The organism is Solwaraspora sp. WMMD792 (assembly GCF_029626105.1).
Lineage (GTDB): Bacteria > Actinomycetota > Actinomycetes > Mycobacteriales > Micromonosporaceae > Micromonospora_E.
Genome location: NZ_JARUBH010000009.1, coordinates 1,036,197 through 1,052,124 on the forward strand (window position 1 = coordinate 1,036,197; position 15,928 = coordinate 1,052,124).

The 15,928-nt window shown below is 71.4% G+C and carries 11 protein-coding genes and 2 pseudogenes; 8 read left to right on the forward strand and 5 right to left on the reverse strand.

Annotated features, from left to right (window positions below; genetic code table 11):
* Positions 1-56 precede the first annotated feature (56 nt).
* Entirely contained in the window at positions 57-809 is a 753-nt protein-coding gene (locus tag O7629_RS06250) for an amino acid ABC transporter ATP-binding protein (protein ID WP_278168048.1), read from the reverse strand.
* A gap of 164 nt (positions 810-973) precedes the next feature.
* Here O7629_RS06250 and O7629_RS06255 point away from each other — a divergent pair, with 164 nt between their 5' ends.
* Both O7629_RS06255 and miaB read left to right on the forward strand, forming a co-directional pair.
* A complete protein-coding gene (locus O7629_RS06255; RefSeq protein WP_278168050.1) occupies positions 974-1,471 on the forward strand; it encodes a hypothetical protein in 498 nt (165 codons plus the stop codon).
* Between the two features lie 37 nt (positions 1,472-1,508).
* On the forward strand, positions 1,509-3,008 hold the full coding sequence (gene miaB / locus O7629_RS06260; RefSeq protein WP_278168052.1) for a tRNA (N6-isopentenyl adenosine(37)-C2)-methylthiotransferase MiaB: 1,500 nt from the start codon (positions 1,509-1,511) through the stop codon (positions 3,006-3,008).
* An 84-nt stretch (positions 3,009-3,092) separates the two neighbouring features.
* On the opposite strand, the gene O7629_RS06265 is transcribed toward miaB, so the two are convergent.
* Positions 3,093-4,454 carry a cellulose binding domain-containing protein gene (locus O7629_RS06265; protein WP_278168054.1) on the reverse strand — a complete coding sequence of 454 codons (1,362 nt, stop codon included), beginning with the start codon at positions 4,452-4,454 and terminating at the stop codon, positions 3,093-3,095.
* Between the two features lie 286 nt (positions 4,455-4,740).
* Positions 4,741-5,949, reverse strand: coding sequence for a DUF349 domain-containing protein (locus O7629_RS06270; protein WP_278168056.1), 1,209 nt, complete (start codon positions 5,947-5,949; stop codon positions 4,741-4,743).
* Positions 5,950-6,214: 265 nt separating this feature from the next.
* On the opposite strand from O7629_RS06270, the gene O7629_RS06275 reads away from it, so the two are divergent.
* Positions 6,215-7,108 carry a hypothetical protein gene (locus O7629_RS06275; RefSeq protein ID WP_347403659.1) on the forward strand — a complete coding sequence of 298 codons (894 nt, stop codon included), beginning with the start codon at positions 6,215-6,217 and terminating at the stop codon, positions 7,106-7,108.
* Positions 7,105-8,061: a tRNA (adenosine(37)-N6)-dimethylallyltransferase MiaA gene (miaA, locus tag O7629_RS06280; protein ID WP_278174423.1), complete on the forward strand. Its 957-nt coding sequence runs from the start codon at positions 7,105-7,107 to the stop codon at positions 8,059-8,061. The genes O7629_RS06275 and miaA overlap by 4 nt, the downstream gene beginning before the upstream one ends.
* A 183-nt stretch (positions 8,062-8,244) precedes the next feature.
* On the opposite strand, the pseudogene O7629_RS06285 reads toward miaA, so the two are convergent.
* Positions 8,245-9,630: pseudogene (locus O7629_RS06285) on the reverse strand (NAD-dependent malic enzyme); the annotation flags it as partial.
* A 385-nt stretch (positions 9,631-10,015) separates the two neighbouring features.
* Here O7629_RS06285 and hflX point away from each other — a divergent pair.
* Both hflX and O7629_RS06295 read left to right on the forward strand, forming a co-directional pair.
* Entirely contained in the window at positions 10,016-11,419 is a 1,404-nt protein-coding gene (hflX, locus tag O7629_RS06290) for a GTPase HflX (RefSeq protein WP_278174424.1), read from the forward strand.
* Between the two features lie 94 nt (positions 11,420-11,513).
* On the forward strand, positions 11,514-13,331 hold the full coding sequence (locus O7629_RS06295; protein WP_278168058.1) for a hypothetical protein: 1,818 nt from the start codon (positions 11,514-11,516) through the stop codon (positions 13,329-13,331).
* A gap of 43 nt (positions 13,332-13,374) precedes the next feature.
* Here O7629_RS06295 and lexA read toward each other — a convergent pair whose 3' ends face one another.
* The gene (lexA, locus tag O7629_RS06300; RefSeq protein WP_278174425.1) at positions 13,375-14,088 is read right to left on the reverse strand and encodes a transcriptional repressor LexA; all 714 of its coding nucleotides are present in this window, start codon (positions 14,086-14,088) and stop codon (positions 13,375-13,377) included.
* Between the two features lie 582 nt (positions 14,089-14,670).
* Here lexA and nrdR point away from each other — a divergent pair.
* Both nrdR and O7629_RS33595 read left to right on the forward strand, forming a co-directional pair.
* Positions 14,671-15,168: a transcriptional regulator NrdR gene (nrdR, locus tag O7629_RS06305; RefSeq protein WP_278168059.1), complete on the forward strand. Its 498-nt coding sequence runs from the start codon at positions 14,671-14,673 to the stop codon at positions 15,166-15,168.
* Between the two features lie 329 nt (positions 15,169-15,497).
* Positions 15,498-15,911: pseudogene (locus tag O7629_RS33595) on the forward strand (vitamin B12-dependent ribonucleotide reductase); the annotation flags it as partial.
* Positions 15,912-15,928: the final 17 nt, after the last annotated feature.

Here is a 15,928-nt window from a genome sequence, read left to right on the forward strand (position 1 = left end):
CGGCTCCACGGTGGATGAAACTCGTCTCCGAGCGGGATGTTCAGTGGGTCGGGATGTCAGTGGGTGAGGATCTTCGACAGGAAGTCCTTCGCCCGGTCGCTGCGCGGGTTGGTGAAGAACTCGGTCGGCGGGGCGTCCTCGACCAGCTGCCCGTCGGCCATGAAGATGACCCGGTTCGCGGCGTGCCGGGCGAAGCCCATCTCGTGGGTGACGACGACCATCGTCATCCCCTCGGCGGCCAGCGAGGTCATCACGTCCAGCACCTCGCCGACCATTTCCGGGTCGAGCGCGCTGGTCGGCTCGTCGAACAGCATCGCCTTGGGCTGCATCGCCAACGCCCGGGCGATCGCCGCCCGCTGCTGCTGGCCGCCGGAGAGCTGGGCCGGGAACTTGTCCGCCTGGTTGGCGATGCCGACCCGGTCGAGCAACTGCAGCGCCCGTTCCCGGACCACCGACGCCTTTTCCCGGCGTACCTTCACCGGGCCGAGCGTCACGTTGTCCAGGATCGTCCGGTGCGCGAACAGGTTGAACGACTGGAACACCATGCCGACCTCGCTGCGCAGCCGGGCCAGGGCCCGGCCCTCCGCCGGCAGCGGCCGGCCGTCGAACAGGATGGTCCCGGAGCTGATCGGCTCCAGACGGTTGATCGCGCGGCACAGTGTGGACTTGCCGGAGCCGGACGGCCCGATCACCACCACCACTTCACCACGGTCGACCGAGAGGTCGACGTCGTCGAGTACGTGCAGCGGACCGAACCACTTGTTGACCCCGCTGAGCACGATCAGCGGCTCACTGGCTGTCACTGTCATGCACCGTCCCTGTCCATGCACCGACCTTGTCGTGACGATCGGTCGAGGTCACCTCACGTCCGTCCCGCCACTTTAGGCGGGGCGATGTGTCGGAAGGCAACTCGAATGGTCACGGAGCGGTAACACACCCCACGTGCTGTCGGCTGTCCGGGCAACATGATCGTATGGCGATTGCACCGTTCTGCACCACGCTGTGGAACTGGTCCGTCGACGGACCGCTCGCCCCGGGCCAGATCCGAGCCACCCTCGCGGCCATCATCGGCCGTCCGGTGGTGACGCTCGGTGGTGTACCCGCGGAGCGGTTCCCGGACGGCGTGGTGCTCTGCGACGTCTGGCACGGGGCCGGGGACTTTCCGGTGAACGTCGACTGCTACGCCGCGCCGGTCGACCCGCCCGAGCACCGGGTGCTCGCCGCGTTCGCCCGCCGGACCGGACGTCGCTGCGTACTCGCCGACGACACGCTGGACGCGACCCGCCACCTGCTGGTGTCCCCGGACGGCACGGTCCGCCCGGTACACCTGGACATCGAACCGACCAGCGTCGGGGACCGCCGCAGCAACCTGCGGCTGTGCAGCCTGACCGACCCCGCCTGCCGTGCCGGGCTGTTCTGCGGCGGCTCGCGGTGGGGGCCCGACTCGGTGGCCCCGACACTCGCCGCGTGATCCCGGCGGCGGGCGGCCGGCTACGCTGTCTGTTGTCATGACTACCAGCGCAGCAGACGCCCGCCACCCGCGTACCTATCAGGTGCGCACCTACGGCTGCCAGATGAACGTGCACGACTCCGAACGGATCTCCGGCCTGCTGGAATCGGCCGGCTACGTCCGGGCGGGGGAGTCCGACGATCCGGACGTCGTCGTCTTCAACACCTGTGCGGTGCGGGAGAACGCCGACAACCGGCTGTACGGCAACCTCGGTCATCTGCGACCGGTCAAGGAGAAGCGGCCGCAGATGCAGATCGCGGTCGGCGGCTGCCTCGCGCAGAAGGACCGGGGCGAGATCGTCCGCCGGGCCCCCTGGGTCGACGTCGTCTTCGGCACGCACAACATCGGCGCGCTGCCGACCCTGCTGGACCGGGCCCGGCACAACTCCGCCGCCGAGGTCGAGATCCTCGAATCGCTGGAGGTCTTCCCCTCCACCCTGCCGACCCGGCGGGAGTCGACCTACGCCGGCTGGGTGTCGATCTCCGTCGGTTGCAACAACACCTGCACCTTCTGCATCGTGCCGTCGCTGCGCGGCCGGGAGAAGGACCGGCGGCCCGGCGACGTCCTCGCCGAGGTGCGGGCCCTGGTCGACGAGGGTGTGCTGGAGGTGACCCTGCTCGGCCAGAACGTCAACTCCTACGGCGTCGAGTTCGGCGACCGGTTCGCGTTCGGCAAACTGCTGCGCGCCTGCGGCGGGATCGACGGGCTGGAACGGGTCCGGTTCACCAGCCCGCACCCGAAGGACTTCACCGACGACGTGATCGCCGCGATGGCCGAGACCGGCAACGTCTGCCACTCGCTGCACATGCCGCTGCAGTCCGGTTCGGACGCCGTGCTGCGGGCGATGCGCCGCTCCTACCGCGCCGACCGCTACCTCGGCATCATCGACAAGGTACGGGCGGCGATGCCCGACGCGGCGATCACCACCGACATCATCGTCGGCTTCCCCGGTGAGACCGACGCCGACTTCGAACGCACCCTAGACGTGGTACGGGCCGCCCGGTTCTCCTCGGCGTTCACCTTCCAGTACTCGAAACGCCCCGGCACGCCGGCCGCCGACATGCCCGGCCAGCTGCCGAAACCGGTGGTGCAGGAGCGCTACGACCGGCTGATCGCCTGCCTGGAGGAGATCACCTGGGCGGAGAACCGTCGGCTGCTCGGCCAGACCGTCGAGGTGCTGGTCGCGGTCGGCGAGGGCCGTAAGGACGGGCGGACCGGGCGGCTGTCCGGCCGGGCTAGGGACGGCCGGCTGGTGCACTTCGACGCCGGCCGGCTCGCCGGGCGCGTCCGCCCCGGCGACCTCGTCGAGGTGGTCGTCAGCTACGCGGCACCACACCACCTCAACGCCGACGGCGAGCCGGTCGCCCACCGCCGGACCCGGGCCGGTGACGCGTACGAGGCGGGACAGACGCCGCGTACCGCCGGGGTGCTGCTCGGTCTGCCGACGGTGGGCGCGCCGCCACCGGCACCGCTGACCGCCTCGGCCTGCGACCGCTGATCCTGATCCGTCCCGCCGGCCGGCCTGCCCCACGCGGCTCGGGCCGGCCGCCGCGCGACGGCCGGCGGCCGGCCCCAATTCGACCTACAGACCGATCTTGCCGGTGCCGGCGCCGTTGGTGACGACGGATTTGACCTGGCTGGGTGTGGTCAGTGTGTAGCCGTAGGGGATGGCGGCGACGCTGCCGCCGGTCTGTCCGTTGCCGGAGTTGACGAAGTGGTTGTTGCGGGCGACGAGGCTGCCGGGTCCGGAGGAGCCTTCGCCGAGGTGGTAGGGGTCGTCGGTGTTTTCGAAGTAGTTGCCTTCGACGAGGACACCGGCGTTCATGGTGGAGGCGACGCCGTAGCCGGTGACGCCGTCGTAGTAGTTGTTGAAGACGTGGACGGGGTTGCCGAACCGGACGCGGGGGTGGCGTTGGTTGGAGCCGTCGAACCAGTTGTGGTGGTAGGTGACGCGCAGGTGGCCGACGTCCTGGCCGGCGTTGCTGTCGGAGTGGCCGAGGAGCATGGACTTGTCGTGGCCGAAGATGCGGTTCCAGGAGACGGTGATGTAGTCGGAGCCGCGTTTGATGTCGACGGCGCCGTCGTAGCCGTTGGTGAAGTTGTTGTGGTCGATCCAGATGTTGGTGGCGGATTCCTGGACGTTGATGGCGTCGTCGTTCCAGTTGCGGAAGTTGATGTTGCGGATGATGACGTTGCGGTCGCCGTTGATGTTGAGGCCGCAGCCGGAGATGGTGGCGGAGGTGCCGGCGCCGAGGATGGTCTTGTTGGAGCGGACGCGGAGCATGCCGGAGCAGTTGATGGTGCCGGAGACGCGGATGACGGCGGCGCTGGAGGAGCCGACGGCGGATTCGAGGGCGGCGGCGGTGGTGACGGTGGTGGTGCCGGCGTTGCCGCCGCCGGTGGTGCCGCCGTTGTGGGTGGCCCAGCCGACGATGCCGGTCGGGGTCGGACCGGGCGGTGGCGTGGTCGGGTCCGGTGGCGGCGTCGTCGGGTTCGGTGGCGGGGTGGTCGGGTCAGGATTGGTGCCGCCGGTGCAGGCCGCGCCGTTGAGGGTGAAGTCGACGGGTGCCGGGTTCGCCGAGTTGTTCCACGATCCGTTGAAGCCGATCGACGTGCTCGCGTTGGTGCCGAGGTTGCCGTTCCAGCCGGCGTCGCCGGCGGTCACGGTGCTGCCGCTCTGCGACAGCTCGGCGTTCCACCCCTGGACCACCTGCTGGCCTGCGGTGAAGTTCCAGCGCAGGGTCCAGCCGGACAGCGGGTCGCCGAGGTTGGTGATGCTGATGTTGCCGGTGAAACCGCCTGGCCACTGGGCGCCGACGGTGTAGTCGACCCGGCAGCCGGTGGCGGCGTGCGCCGCGGTGGCGATGGCGGTTGCCGCGCCGGTCAGCGCGATCGTGGTGACTGCGGCAGTGACCAGGGTCAGTCTGCGTCGTGTTGCGGGCACTGTGGACTCCTAGCGACAGAGCAGGCGCGTACGCCGGTAGCCGAGCCGTGCCCGGAGCGGCTCGGGTGTGCGTCGTACCGGGCGACGCGGTCCCGCCGGTTGACGTGACGGGGCCCGCTTCCGACAAGGGACGGGGAAGCGGTTCTCCGTCCCGCCAGGAAATCATAGAAGCGCTTCGATGACAATGGGTCGCGGACGACCGCGGGCCGCTGCGCGTCACGCAGCGGCCCGGTCACCCGAGTCCGGTGCCGGAGCGGCGGACGTCCGCCGCTCCGGCACCGTCCGGCTATCCCGCCTTCTCCGCCAGCTCCAGGAACTGCCGCTTGCCGGCGAGCGCCTTCTCCGCCTCGCGGATCCGCTTGGCGTCACCGGCCGCCCTGGCCCGCTCCAGCCGCTGCTCGGCCTCGGCGACCTGCTCGCGCATCTGGGTCAACAGAGGATTCGCCGACGGCTCGGTACGCCGCCAGGCCGAGTCCATCGTTTCCCGTACCCGGTCCTCGACCGCCCGCAGTCGACGGTCCAGCCCCGCCGCCGCCTCGCGTGGCACCCGGCCGATGTCGTGCCACTGGCCCTGCACCTCGCGCAGCTTCGCCTGCGCGGTACGCGGATCCGCGTCGATGTCGACGGCCTCCAGCTCGGTCAGCAGCGCCTGCTTGCGCTCCAGATTGGCGCGCTGCTCGGCATCGCGGGCCGAGAAGACCTCGCTGCGGCGGGTGAAGAAGGTGTCCTGCGCCGAACGGAACCGTTCCCACAGCTTCTGCTCCGCCTCCTTCGAGGCGCGTGGGGCAGCCTTCCACTCTGCCATCAGCTCCTTGAGCCGGCTCGCGGTGCTGGCCCAGTCGGTCGACTCGGCCAGCGCCTCGGCCTCGGCGACCAGCTCGTTCTTGGCCGACTGGGCCTGCTTGCGCTGCGCGTCGAGGGTGGCGAAGTGCGCGCCCCGCCGACGGGTGAACCCGTCCCGGGCGGCGGCGAACCGCTTCCACAGCTCCCCGTCGGTCTTCTTGTCGACGCCACGGATCGTCTTCCACTCGTCGAGAATCTCCCGGAACCGGTCGCCGGTGCTCTTCCACCCGGTGGACTCGGCCGCGAGCTGCTCGGCCTCGACCACCAGCTCGGTCTTGCGGGCCAGCGCGGCGGCGCGGGCAGCGTCGCGGGCCGCTCTGGCCTGCGCCGCCTTCTCCTCGGCGAGGGTCGCCAGTTTGTCCAGCCGGTCGGCCAGCGAATCGAGATCGCCGACCACATGGGCCTCGGCCAGTGACCCGCGCAGTCGTCGGATCGTGCTGAGCGAATGCGTCGCGTCGGCGGCGCCGGACTGCAACCGGGCCTCCGTCAAATCGACCTCGGTGACCAGGTCGGCGAACCGGCGGGCGAAGTGTGCCAGGCCTTCCTCCGGCGCTCCAGCCTGCCAGGACCCGACCGCGCGCTCTCCTTCGGCAGTCTTGACGTAGACCGTGCCGTCCGCATCAACCCGTCCGAAGGAAGTCCAGTCGCTCATGTGCCCATCCTCGTTCTCCCGGCGTCGCAGGATCGAGATGTCCCGATGGACGCCGCCACGGCGCAGTTAGGTTGCGGGTAAGTTTCCCCCGCGCATTGTCACAGGTCCAACCCTGCCGGCGTCGAGCGCCTGTCGCCGACCGTGACCATACGGTGTCCTTGTCGGTGGTTGGCCCACGAGTCGGTGCCAAAGGGGCCAAATTTCGACACTGAAGGTGATCGGTCGACTGCGCGGCGCAACAGGGCTACGGGTTACCGTGGAAGCCGTGCCCCCGCTGCGTGTCGCCTTCTGCCCACACCCGCCGGTGATCGTTCCCGAACTGGCCGGCGGGGCCGCCGCAGAGCTCGACGAGCTGCGGCGCGCCGCCACCGACGCCGTCCGGTCACTGGTCGACTGCCCCGCCGAGCGAATAGTGGTCATCGGCACCGACGATCCGTCCTCCGATCCCGATCCGTCCTCCGATCCCGATCCGATGGAGCGGGTCTGGCGGCCACCGTTGTCCGCCAGCTTCCGGCCCTGGGGGGTGGCGGTCGACGTACCCTTGGCTGCGGCGCCGCCCGGTGCCGCACCTGACGCCACACCGGCCCCCGGCACCGCGTCGACCGGTGCCGGCCGCCGCCTGCCGCTGAGCCTGACCGTCGCGGCGTGGTTGCTCACCCGCTCCGGCGTCGACCCCGCCCGTACAGCGGTCGAGATGGTCGCGGTCCCCGCCGGTACGCCACCCGAACAGTGCCTACGGCGTGGGCGGCTGCTCGCCGGGTCCGCCGCAGCGGGACCCCGGACCGCCGTCCGGCCGTGGGCGGCCCTGGTGATGGGGGACGGCTCCGCCTGCCGGGGTATCTCCTCACCCGGCTACCAGGACGACCGGGCGGAACCCTTCGACGACGAGGTGGCCGCCGCCCTGGCCGCGGCCGACCACCGGACCCTCGCCCGTCTCGACCCGGCCCTGGCCGGTGCGCTGCGGGTCGCCGGCCGGGCCGCCTGGCAGGTGGCTGCCGGCACCGTCGCGGACGGCACTGTTGCGGACGGCACCGAAACCCCCGGCGCTACGAACGGCGGTGCGGCGGCCGGCGATGTGATCGACTGGACCGGCCGGCTCACCTACTACGCCGCACCGTACGGCGTCGCGTACTTTGTCGCCTCGTGGGACCGGAACTGACCAACGGGCGCGGTACCGGGCCGCGCCGACCACCGACCATCCGCCCGGACCGGGTGGTGGCGGTGATCGGCCCGACCGCAGCCGGCAAGTCCGCGCTGAGCATCACCCTCGCCGAGCAACTCGGTGCCGAGGTGGTCAACGCCGACTCGATGCAGCTGTACCAGGGCCTGGACATCGGCACCGCCAAGCTCACCGTCGACGAACGGGCCGGCGTACCGCACCACCTGCTCGACATCTGGCCGGTCACCGCGCCGGCCAGCGTCGCCGAATACCAGCGGCTGGCCCGCGCCGCCATCGACGACATCCTGCGCCGGGGACGGCTGCCGCTGCTGGTCGGCGGCTCCGGCCTGTACGTGCGGGCGGTGCTGGAGAAGTTCGATTTCCCCGGCACCGACCCGGCGCTGCGTGACCGGCTCGAAGCCGAGCTCGCCGAGACCGGCCCGGGTCCGCTGCACGCCCGGCTGGCCGCCGCCGACCCGGCGGCCGCCGCCGCGATCCTGCCCGGCAACGGGCGGCGGATCGTCCGGGCGCTGGAGGTGATCGAGCTGACCGGGCGGCCGTTCACCGCCGCGCTGCCGGAGCCGGTGCCGTACTACGACGCCGTACAACTCGGAATCGATCTGCCCACCGGGCCACTCGACGAGCGGATCGCCCGCCGGGTGGACCGGATGTGGGAGCAGGGCCTGGTGGACGAGGTCCGCGCGCTGCTCGGGCAGGGCCTGCGGGACGGCCGTACGGCCAGTCGGGCGCTCGGCTACCAGCAGGTGCTGCGGATGCTCGACGGCGAGTACGACGACGAACAGGCCCGAGCGGAAACAGTAAGGGCGACCCGCCGGTTCGTCCGCCGGCAACGTTCCTGGTTCCGCCGCGACGCCCGGGTGTGCTGGCTCGACGGCGCCGACCCCGACCTGGTCCGGTCGGCGCACGCCGTGTTGCGCGCTTCGCGGCGCTGAGCGCCGCGCGGCTGGTGCCAACCCGGTCCGGATACCGCGCCAGAACCCGGTCCGGATACCGCCAGCCGCCCAGGGTCAGTTGTCGGCTGCCGCTGACCGTTGCTGGATGGTGGTCACGCCGGCCGGGGCGGTGGCCACGGCCGGCTGTTCGGCCACGGCCGGCTGCGCGGCCGCGTCCGAGGCCTGCGCCGCGGCTCGGACCGCAGCGGCCACCGCCGGTGCCACCCGGGGATCGAACACGCTCGGCACGATCACCGTCGGGTTGATCCGATCCTCACCCACCACATCGGCGATGGCCCGCGCCGCCGCCAACGCCATATCGTCGGTGAACGACTCCGCGTGGGCGTCGAGCATGCCCCGGAACACGCCCGGAAACGCCAGTACGTTGTTGATCTGGTTCGGCTGGTCGGAACGCCCCGTCGCGACCACCGCCGCGTGCCGGCGGGCCTCGCGCGGGTCCACCTCGGGGTCCGGGTTCGCCAACGCGAACACGATCGAATCCGGTGCCATGGCGGCGATGTCGTCGCCGGTCAGCAGGTTCGGCGCGCTCACCCCGATGAACACGTCCGCGCCGCGGAGCGCGCCGGGCAGATCCCCGGTGTACCCGGTCGAGTTGGTGTGCTCGGCCAGCCACTGCCAGGTGGGGTTCAACCCGCTCAGTCCCTGGTGCAGCGCCCCCGGCCGGTCGTAGGCGATGACGTCCCCGACGCCCTGACGCAGCAGCAGCTTGATGATGGCGGTGCCGGCCGCGCCCGCCCCGGAGACCACCACCCGTACGTCGCTGAGCTGCTTGCCGACCACCCGCAGCGCGTTGGTCAGCGCGGCCAGCACGCAGATCGCCGTGCCGTGCTGGTCGTCGTGGAAGACCGGGATGTCGAGCAGCTCCCGCAGCTTCGACTCGATCTCGAAGCAGCGCGGCGCGGCGATGTCCTCCAGGTTGATCCCGCCGTAGCCGGGGGCGATCGCCCGTACGATCGAGACGATCTCGTCCGGATCCTGGGTGTCCAGCACCACCGGCCAGGCGTCGACGTCGCCGAACCGCTTGAACAGCGCCGCCTTGCCCTCCATCACCGGCAGCGCGGCCGCCGGACCGAGATTGCCCAGCCCGAGCACTGCCGAACCGTCGGTCACCACCGCCACGGTGTTGCGCTTTATGGTCAGCCGGCGCGCGTCGGCCGGATTGTCGGCGATCGCCAGACATACCCGCGCCACCCCCGGCGTGTACGCCCGGGACAGTTCGTCCCGGTTCCGTAGCGACACCTTAGGGGCTACCTCGATCTTGCCGCCCAGATGCAGCAGGAACGTCCGGTCAGACACCTTGCGGACCTCGACGCCGTCGAGCGCCTCGAGCTCCTTGACCACGTCGTCGGCGTGCGCCGCGTCGGCCGTGTCGCAGGTCAGGTCGACCACCACGCTGACCGGGTCGGAGTCGACCACGTCGAGAGCGGTGACGATGGCACCAGCATCGCCGACGCAGGTGGTCAACCGGCCGATCGCGGACGCGTCGGCGGGAATGCTGATCCGGATGGTGATGGAGAAGCCGGCACTGGGCAGGCGGGTGGTCGCCACGGGATCCCTCCGTCGTTGGTGGGGGCGGCCGGACCGGGCCGCTGCACCATTCTTGCGCGTGATCCGCACCGTGCCCGCTCCGCCCCGCGTACGGCGTGCCGTAGCCGTTCAGCCGCAGGTCGCGGCGCGGTCACCCGGCCCGGCGTCGGCTGCGAACGGACCGGCGCGCGGCCGCGACCCGACCAGTTACCGGCCGTGCGGGCAGCCCGCGTCCTGATATGTAGGTGCGGCGCGGCCGTCGGCGTGTCACGATCGAATCCTGAGGAGGCAGCTTTTGCGTACATATCGTGCCGAGGAGACGGTTCACCCGCCGTTCCACCTGTCGACCGCCGCCGACCCGGACGGTGAAACCGGTCCCAACGGTCAAACCGGCCCGGACGGTCCGATCGAGCCGACGGACGACGACACCACCGTCGGCGACCTGGAGCTGGCCGACCGGCACGCGCTGCGCCGCGTCGCCGGGCTCTCCACCGAACTCGCCGACATCACCGAGGTCGAGTACCGCCAGCTGCGGCTGGAGCGCGTGGTGCTGGTGGGAGTGTGGGAGAGCGGGACGGTGACCGACGCGGAGAACTCGCTCACCGAGCTCGCCGCGCTCGCCGAGACCGCCGGGTCCCAGGTGCTGGAGGGCCTGATCCAGCGCCGCGACCGGCCCGACCCGGCCACCTACGTCGGCCGGGGCAAGGTCGGCGAACTCGGCGACGTGGTGCTCGCTTCCGGCGCGGACACGGTGATCTGTGACGGCGAGCTCTCCCCGTCGCAGCTGCGCAACCTGGAGCAGAAAGTCAAGGTCAAGGTCATCGACCGGACCGCACTGATCCTGGACATCTTCGCCCAGCATGCCAAGAGCAAAGAGGGCAAGGCCCAGGTCGAGCTGGCCCAGCTGGAGTACCTGCTGCCCCGGCTGCGCGGCTGGGGCGAAACGCTGTCCCGGCAGACCGGCGGCAGCGGCCGTGGCGGCGGCGCCGGCGGCGGCGTCGGCCTGCGTGGCCCCGGTGAGACCAAACTGGAAACCGACCGGCGCCGGATCCGCACCCGGATCGCCCGCCTGCGGCGGGAGATCAAAGGCATGCGGACGGTACGCGAGACCAAACGCGCCCGGCGCACCCGCAACGCGGTGCCGGCGGTGGCGATCGCCGGCTACACCAACGCCGGCAAGTCCAGCCTGCTGAACCGGATCACCGGTGCCGGGGTGCTGGTCGAGGACGCGCTGTTCGCCACTCTCGACCCGACCACCCGCCGGGCGCACGCCGCCGACGGCCGGGTCTACACCCTGTCGGACACCGTCGGCTTCGTTCGGCACCTGCCGCACCAGATCGTCGAGGCGTTCCGCTCCACCCTGGAGGAGGTCGCCGAGGCCGACCTGGTGGTGCACGTGGTCGACGGTGCCCATCCTGACCCCGAGGAACAGGTTCGCGCGGTCCGCGAGGTGCTCGCCGAGGTCGGCGCCGACCGCCGCCCCGAGTTGCTGGTCGTCAACAAGATCGACGCCGCCAGCGAGGAGGAGTTGCTGCGGCTCAAACGGCTCTGGCCCGACGCGGTCTTCGTCTCCGCCCGGCAGGCCCGGGGCATCGAGGACCTGCGCGCCGCGATCGAGCAGCGCCTGCCGCGACCGGCCATCCAGGTCAGCGTGATGCTGCCGTACCACCGGGGTGACCTGGTGTCCCGGGTGCACCACCGGGGTGAGGTCCTCGGTACCCGGCACACCGCCGCCGGTACGCTGCTGCAGGCACGCGTCGACGAGGCACTCGCCGCCGAACTCCAACCGTTCCTGACTCCGGGCGAGTGACATTCTTCCCGCAAACTCAGTGATCCACCGAAGACTTCACGTGATTGATCACGGTGTAACAGTCGGACTGAGGCCGGCGTGCGACACTCGTCGGATGCGTCGGCTCCTGACCCCGGCCACGATCGCCGTCGGACTACTCACGATCCACCTCCTGGCTTCGGCCGGCCCCGCCATGGCCCTGCCCGCCCAGGACCCGTCCCCGCCCGCTGCCCAGCAGGTGACACCGGGCGAGCCGGTCTGCGAGATCACCGACGAGCGGCTTCGGGAGCTCTCCGGTCTCGTCGCCACCGCCGACGGCTACGTCGTGGTCAACGACAGCACCGAGATCGACAGTAACGAGCGGGTGTTCTTCCTCGACTCGTCCTGCGACGTCGCCAACGCTGTCCAGTACCCGACACCACCGCTGGACCCGGAGGACCTGGCGATCTCCCCGGACGGGCAGACGCTCTGGATCGCCGATGTCGGGGACAACCCGACCGCCGACGAGCGTCGCGAACGAATCGCGCTGTGGTCCCTGCCAATCGACGGCTCCGCTCAACCGGTCATCCACCGGGTGAGCTACCCGGACGGCCCGCACGACGCCGAGGCGCTGCTGATCGCCAACGACGGCACCCCGCTGATCATCACCAAGGAGACCGGCCCGTCCGGCCTGTACCGCCCGGTCGAACAACTTCGCAGCGACAACGACGACCCGGTGCCGATGGAGCGGGTCGGCGAACTCGAACTGCCCACCACCAGCACCCCGAACCTGTTCGCCGCGGCCGGCCGGCTCACCGTCACCGGCGCGGCCCGCTCCCCGGACGGTAGCCGGGTCGCCGTCCGCACCTATGCCGACGCCTTCGAGTGGGACCTGCCGGCCAACGGCGACATCGTCGCGACGCTCACCAGCGAACGCCCCCGGGCCACCCCGCTCACCGACCCGTTCGGCGAGTCGATCGCCTACTCCCCGGACGGCACCACCTTCCTCACCGTCTCCGACGTCGCCGCCCTCGACGAGGGGACCCCGGTGGAGATCCTGCGATACACCCCGAGCACCGAGGTCGCGGCGGAGGCCGACGATGCCGGTGGCGGCAGTGACCGGGACGGACCGTCCTGGCTCAACCGGATCAGCCTGCAGGAGATCAACCTGCTGATCGCGGCGGTCGGTGTGCTGGGCGCGCTGCTGGTCGGGCTCGGCATCTTCGGCATCGTCCGGGCCCGGCGGTCGGCGCGGGCGGCCCGGTCGGCGGTGGTCGGCGCACGCGGCGTGGGCCGCGTCGGCCGCGACCCGGACCGGTCCGACCGCGACCCGGGGGACCGGGACGGCGCGGCGGCCTACGCCAGCGATTCGCTGGGCAGCGGTGCCTACGCCAGCGGGGCACTGGGCAGCGGTGCCCTGCCCGGTGGCGGACCGGCCCCGGCCGGCCGCAAAGCCGGCGGCGTCTACGGCGCGGCGAAACCCGCCGCCGGGTCCACCGCGCCGGGTGGCGGCGTCTACGGCGCGGCGGCGGCAAGACCGCCCGCCGCCGACGGCGGCACGTACGGCGCAGCCAAGCCCGCCACCGGTGGCCGGGCCGGCGTCTACGGGGCCGCAGCACCGCCGCCGGACACCGGCGGCTACCGCCCGGCCGGCGGGGTCGATTCCGGAGCGGTGTACGGGGCAGCGAAACCGGCGCCCCCGGCTCGGCCCGGCGCGGGCGGCGTCTACGGCGGGACCGGGCACTCCGGCCGATCACGCGAGCGCGGGGACGCACGCGACCCAGGCGGATCCTGGGATCTCGGCGGCGACTACCCGGGCGACGGCTACCCAGCCGACCGCTACGACCAGCCACGAGCCGGCAGTGGGCCGCGCCCACCCGCCGGCCGCAGCGAGCGGGAACCCGGCGTTTACGGCCGGTCCGCCCCCGAACACCCGGACGAATGGCGCGGCTGACACCCTGCGGCTGGCGCCCTGCCGAGGTCTGGTGCGCGCCGGGTCAGACCCGACGCAGCACCGCTACCACCCGGCCCATGATGGTGGCCTCGTCACCGGGGATCGGGTCGAACGCGGCGTTGTGCGGCATCAACCAGACGTGCCCGTCGCGCCGCCGGTAGGTCTTCACCGTTGCCTCGCCGTCGATCATCGCGGCGACGATCTCCCCGGAGTCGGCGGTCGGCTGCTGACGTACCACCACCCAGTCGCCGTCGCAGATCGCCGCGTCGATCATCGAATCGCCCTTGACCTGCAGCATGAACACCTCACCCTCGCCGACCAGCTCGCGGGGCAGCGGGAAGACGTCCTCCACCGCCTGCTCGGCCAGGATCGGCCCACCGGCGGCGATCCGACCCAGCATCGGCACGTACGCCGGAGCCGGCCGCAGCGCCCGCTCGGCCTCGTCGTCGGCGGCGTCGTGCGGCGGACGCACGTCGACCGCCCGGGGGCGGTTCGGATCCCGGCGGAGGAAGCCTTTGCGCTCAAGCTCCTTGAGCTGGTAGGCGACGCTGGAGGGGGAGACCAGGCCGACCGCCTCGCCGATCTCCCGCACGCTCGGCGGGTAGCCGTGCCGGTCCACCCAGCTGCGGATGAATTCCAGGATCCGGCGCTGCCGGGCGGTCAACTCACCGTTGACCGGCTCGGGGAAGGCGCTCACCACCGGCGTCACGGCGCGCAACCGGGACTCGCCGGAGCGGCTGCCCCGCCGTCCACGTATCGACGCACCGGCGTTGACCGTCGTCGCGCCGCCGCTGCCGCTACTCTGCTGAGGCGGGCCCGCCCTGTCGTCGCTCGACACATCCGTCCTCTCCCCGGCCGTCAGATCGCGTCCTGATCGGCACCATTGGTGTCGACCAAGACGGTAACCAGAGATCCGGTCAGGTTCAAACATCTGTACGAGATGTCGTCGCGTGTCGCATCGGCGCATGCCGTGTCGTGTCGGTGTGTGTCGTTCCGGTGCGCCGTCGCGGCGTCGGTCGTGACGGAATCTGTGGTAGAAAACCATCGTACACACGTTCGATCAGATTTCGGTGGCGGCATGGGCGGTAACCCTCGGGCAGGGATCGGTGTTGGCAGAGTGACGACGCGCCGAAGGGCGCCGGTCAACTTGACCGGACCCCGGTTGCGGCCTACCGTCGACCCCAACATCTAGTAGTTACAAGGGCGTAAGTTGTCCACAGGTTGGGTCTCCTGACTGAGAGCAATGTCTCCAGCAGGCCGGCCCCGCGTACCCGCGACAACCTGCGGTGACCACTGCGCGCCCATTTCGACCCCGCGACTCGACGGAAGGGACATCGGCATGCGCTGCCCGTACTGCCGGCACGCCGACTCGCGCGTGGTCGACTCGCGGGAAGCCGACGACGGCCAGCTCATCCGCCGCCGCCGGTCCTGCCCGGAGTGCGGCAAACGGTTCACCACCGTCGAGGAGGCGGTGCTCGCCGTGGTGAAACGCAGCGGCGTCACCGAGCCGTTCAGCCGTTCCAAGATCATGGGCGGGGTGCGCAAGGCCTGCCAGGGCCGACCGGTGGACGACGACGCGATCGCCCTGCTGGCCCAGAAGGTCGAGGAGACCGTCCGGGCCAAGGGCGCGGCCGAGATTCCCAGCCACGACGTCGGGCTGGCGATCCTCGGGCCGCTGCGCGAGCTGGACGAGGTGGCGTACCTGCGGTTCGCCAGCGTCTACCGGTCCTTCGATTCGCTGGACGACTTCGAACGCGAGATCGAGACGCTACGGGCCGCGGCCGGGGCACGGGAGGCCGAGACGAGCCCGGCGGCGGCCGGGGCCGGGCCCGGCTGACCGGCCCGCCGCGACTCGGGAAGAGCAAGGCGTACGGCCGACCGCCGGTCCCGGCGGGTACGGCCGGAGAAAAAGCTGAACGGCAAGACGGAAACGACCGCGTGGCGCGACGCTGCGCGAGAGCCTGAGGGGGCGATCAGATGGCGGGGGATGGTGTGACCGCGAAGACAGGCGGTAGCGGTAGCGGCGGCACGGCCAAGGCCAACGGTGCGGCAGGCTCGGCCAACGGCGCGGCGAAGGCCAACGGCAAGGCCGGATCGGCCAACGGCAAGTCCGGTTCGGCCGCGGGCTCCAACGCGCGGGTACGGGCCAAGGCCGGCGCGGCTGGCCTGACCATCGAGCGGGTGTGGACCACCGAGGGCGTGCACCCGTACGACGAGGTGACCTGGCAGCGCCGCGACGTGGTGATGACCAACTGGCGCGACGGCACGGTCAACTTCGAACAGCGCGGCGTGGAGTTCCCGGAGTCGTGGAGCGTCAACGCGGCCAACATCGTCACCACCAAGTACTTCCGTGGGGCGGTGGGGACCCCGCAGCGGGAATGGTCGCTCAAGCAGCTGATCGACCGGGTGGTGAAGACCTACCGGGCAGCGGGGGAGCAGCACGGCTACTTCGCCACCCCGGGCGACGCCGAGATCTTCGAGCACGAGCTGACCTGGATGCTGCTGCACCAGGTGTTCAGCTTCAACTCGCCGGTCTGGTTCAACGTCGGCACCGCCTCCCCCCAGCAGGTATCAGCGTGCCAGCCGTACCACTCGCT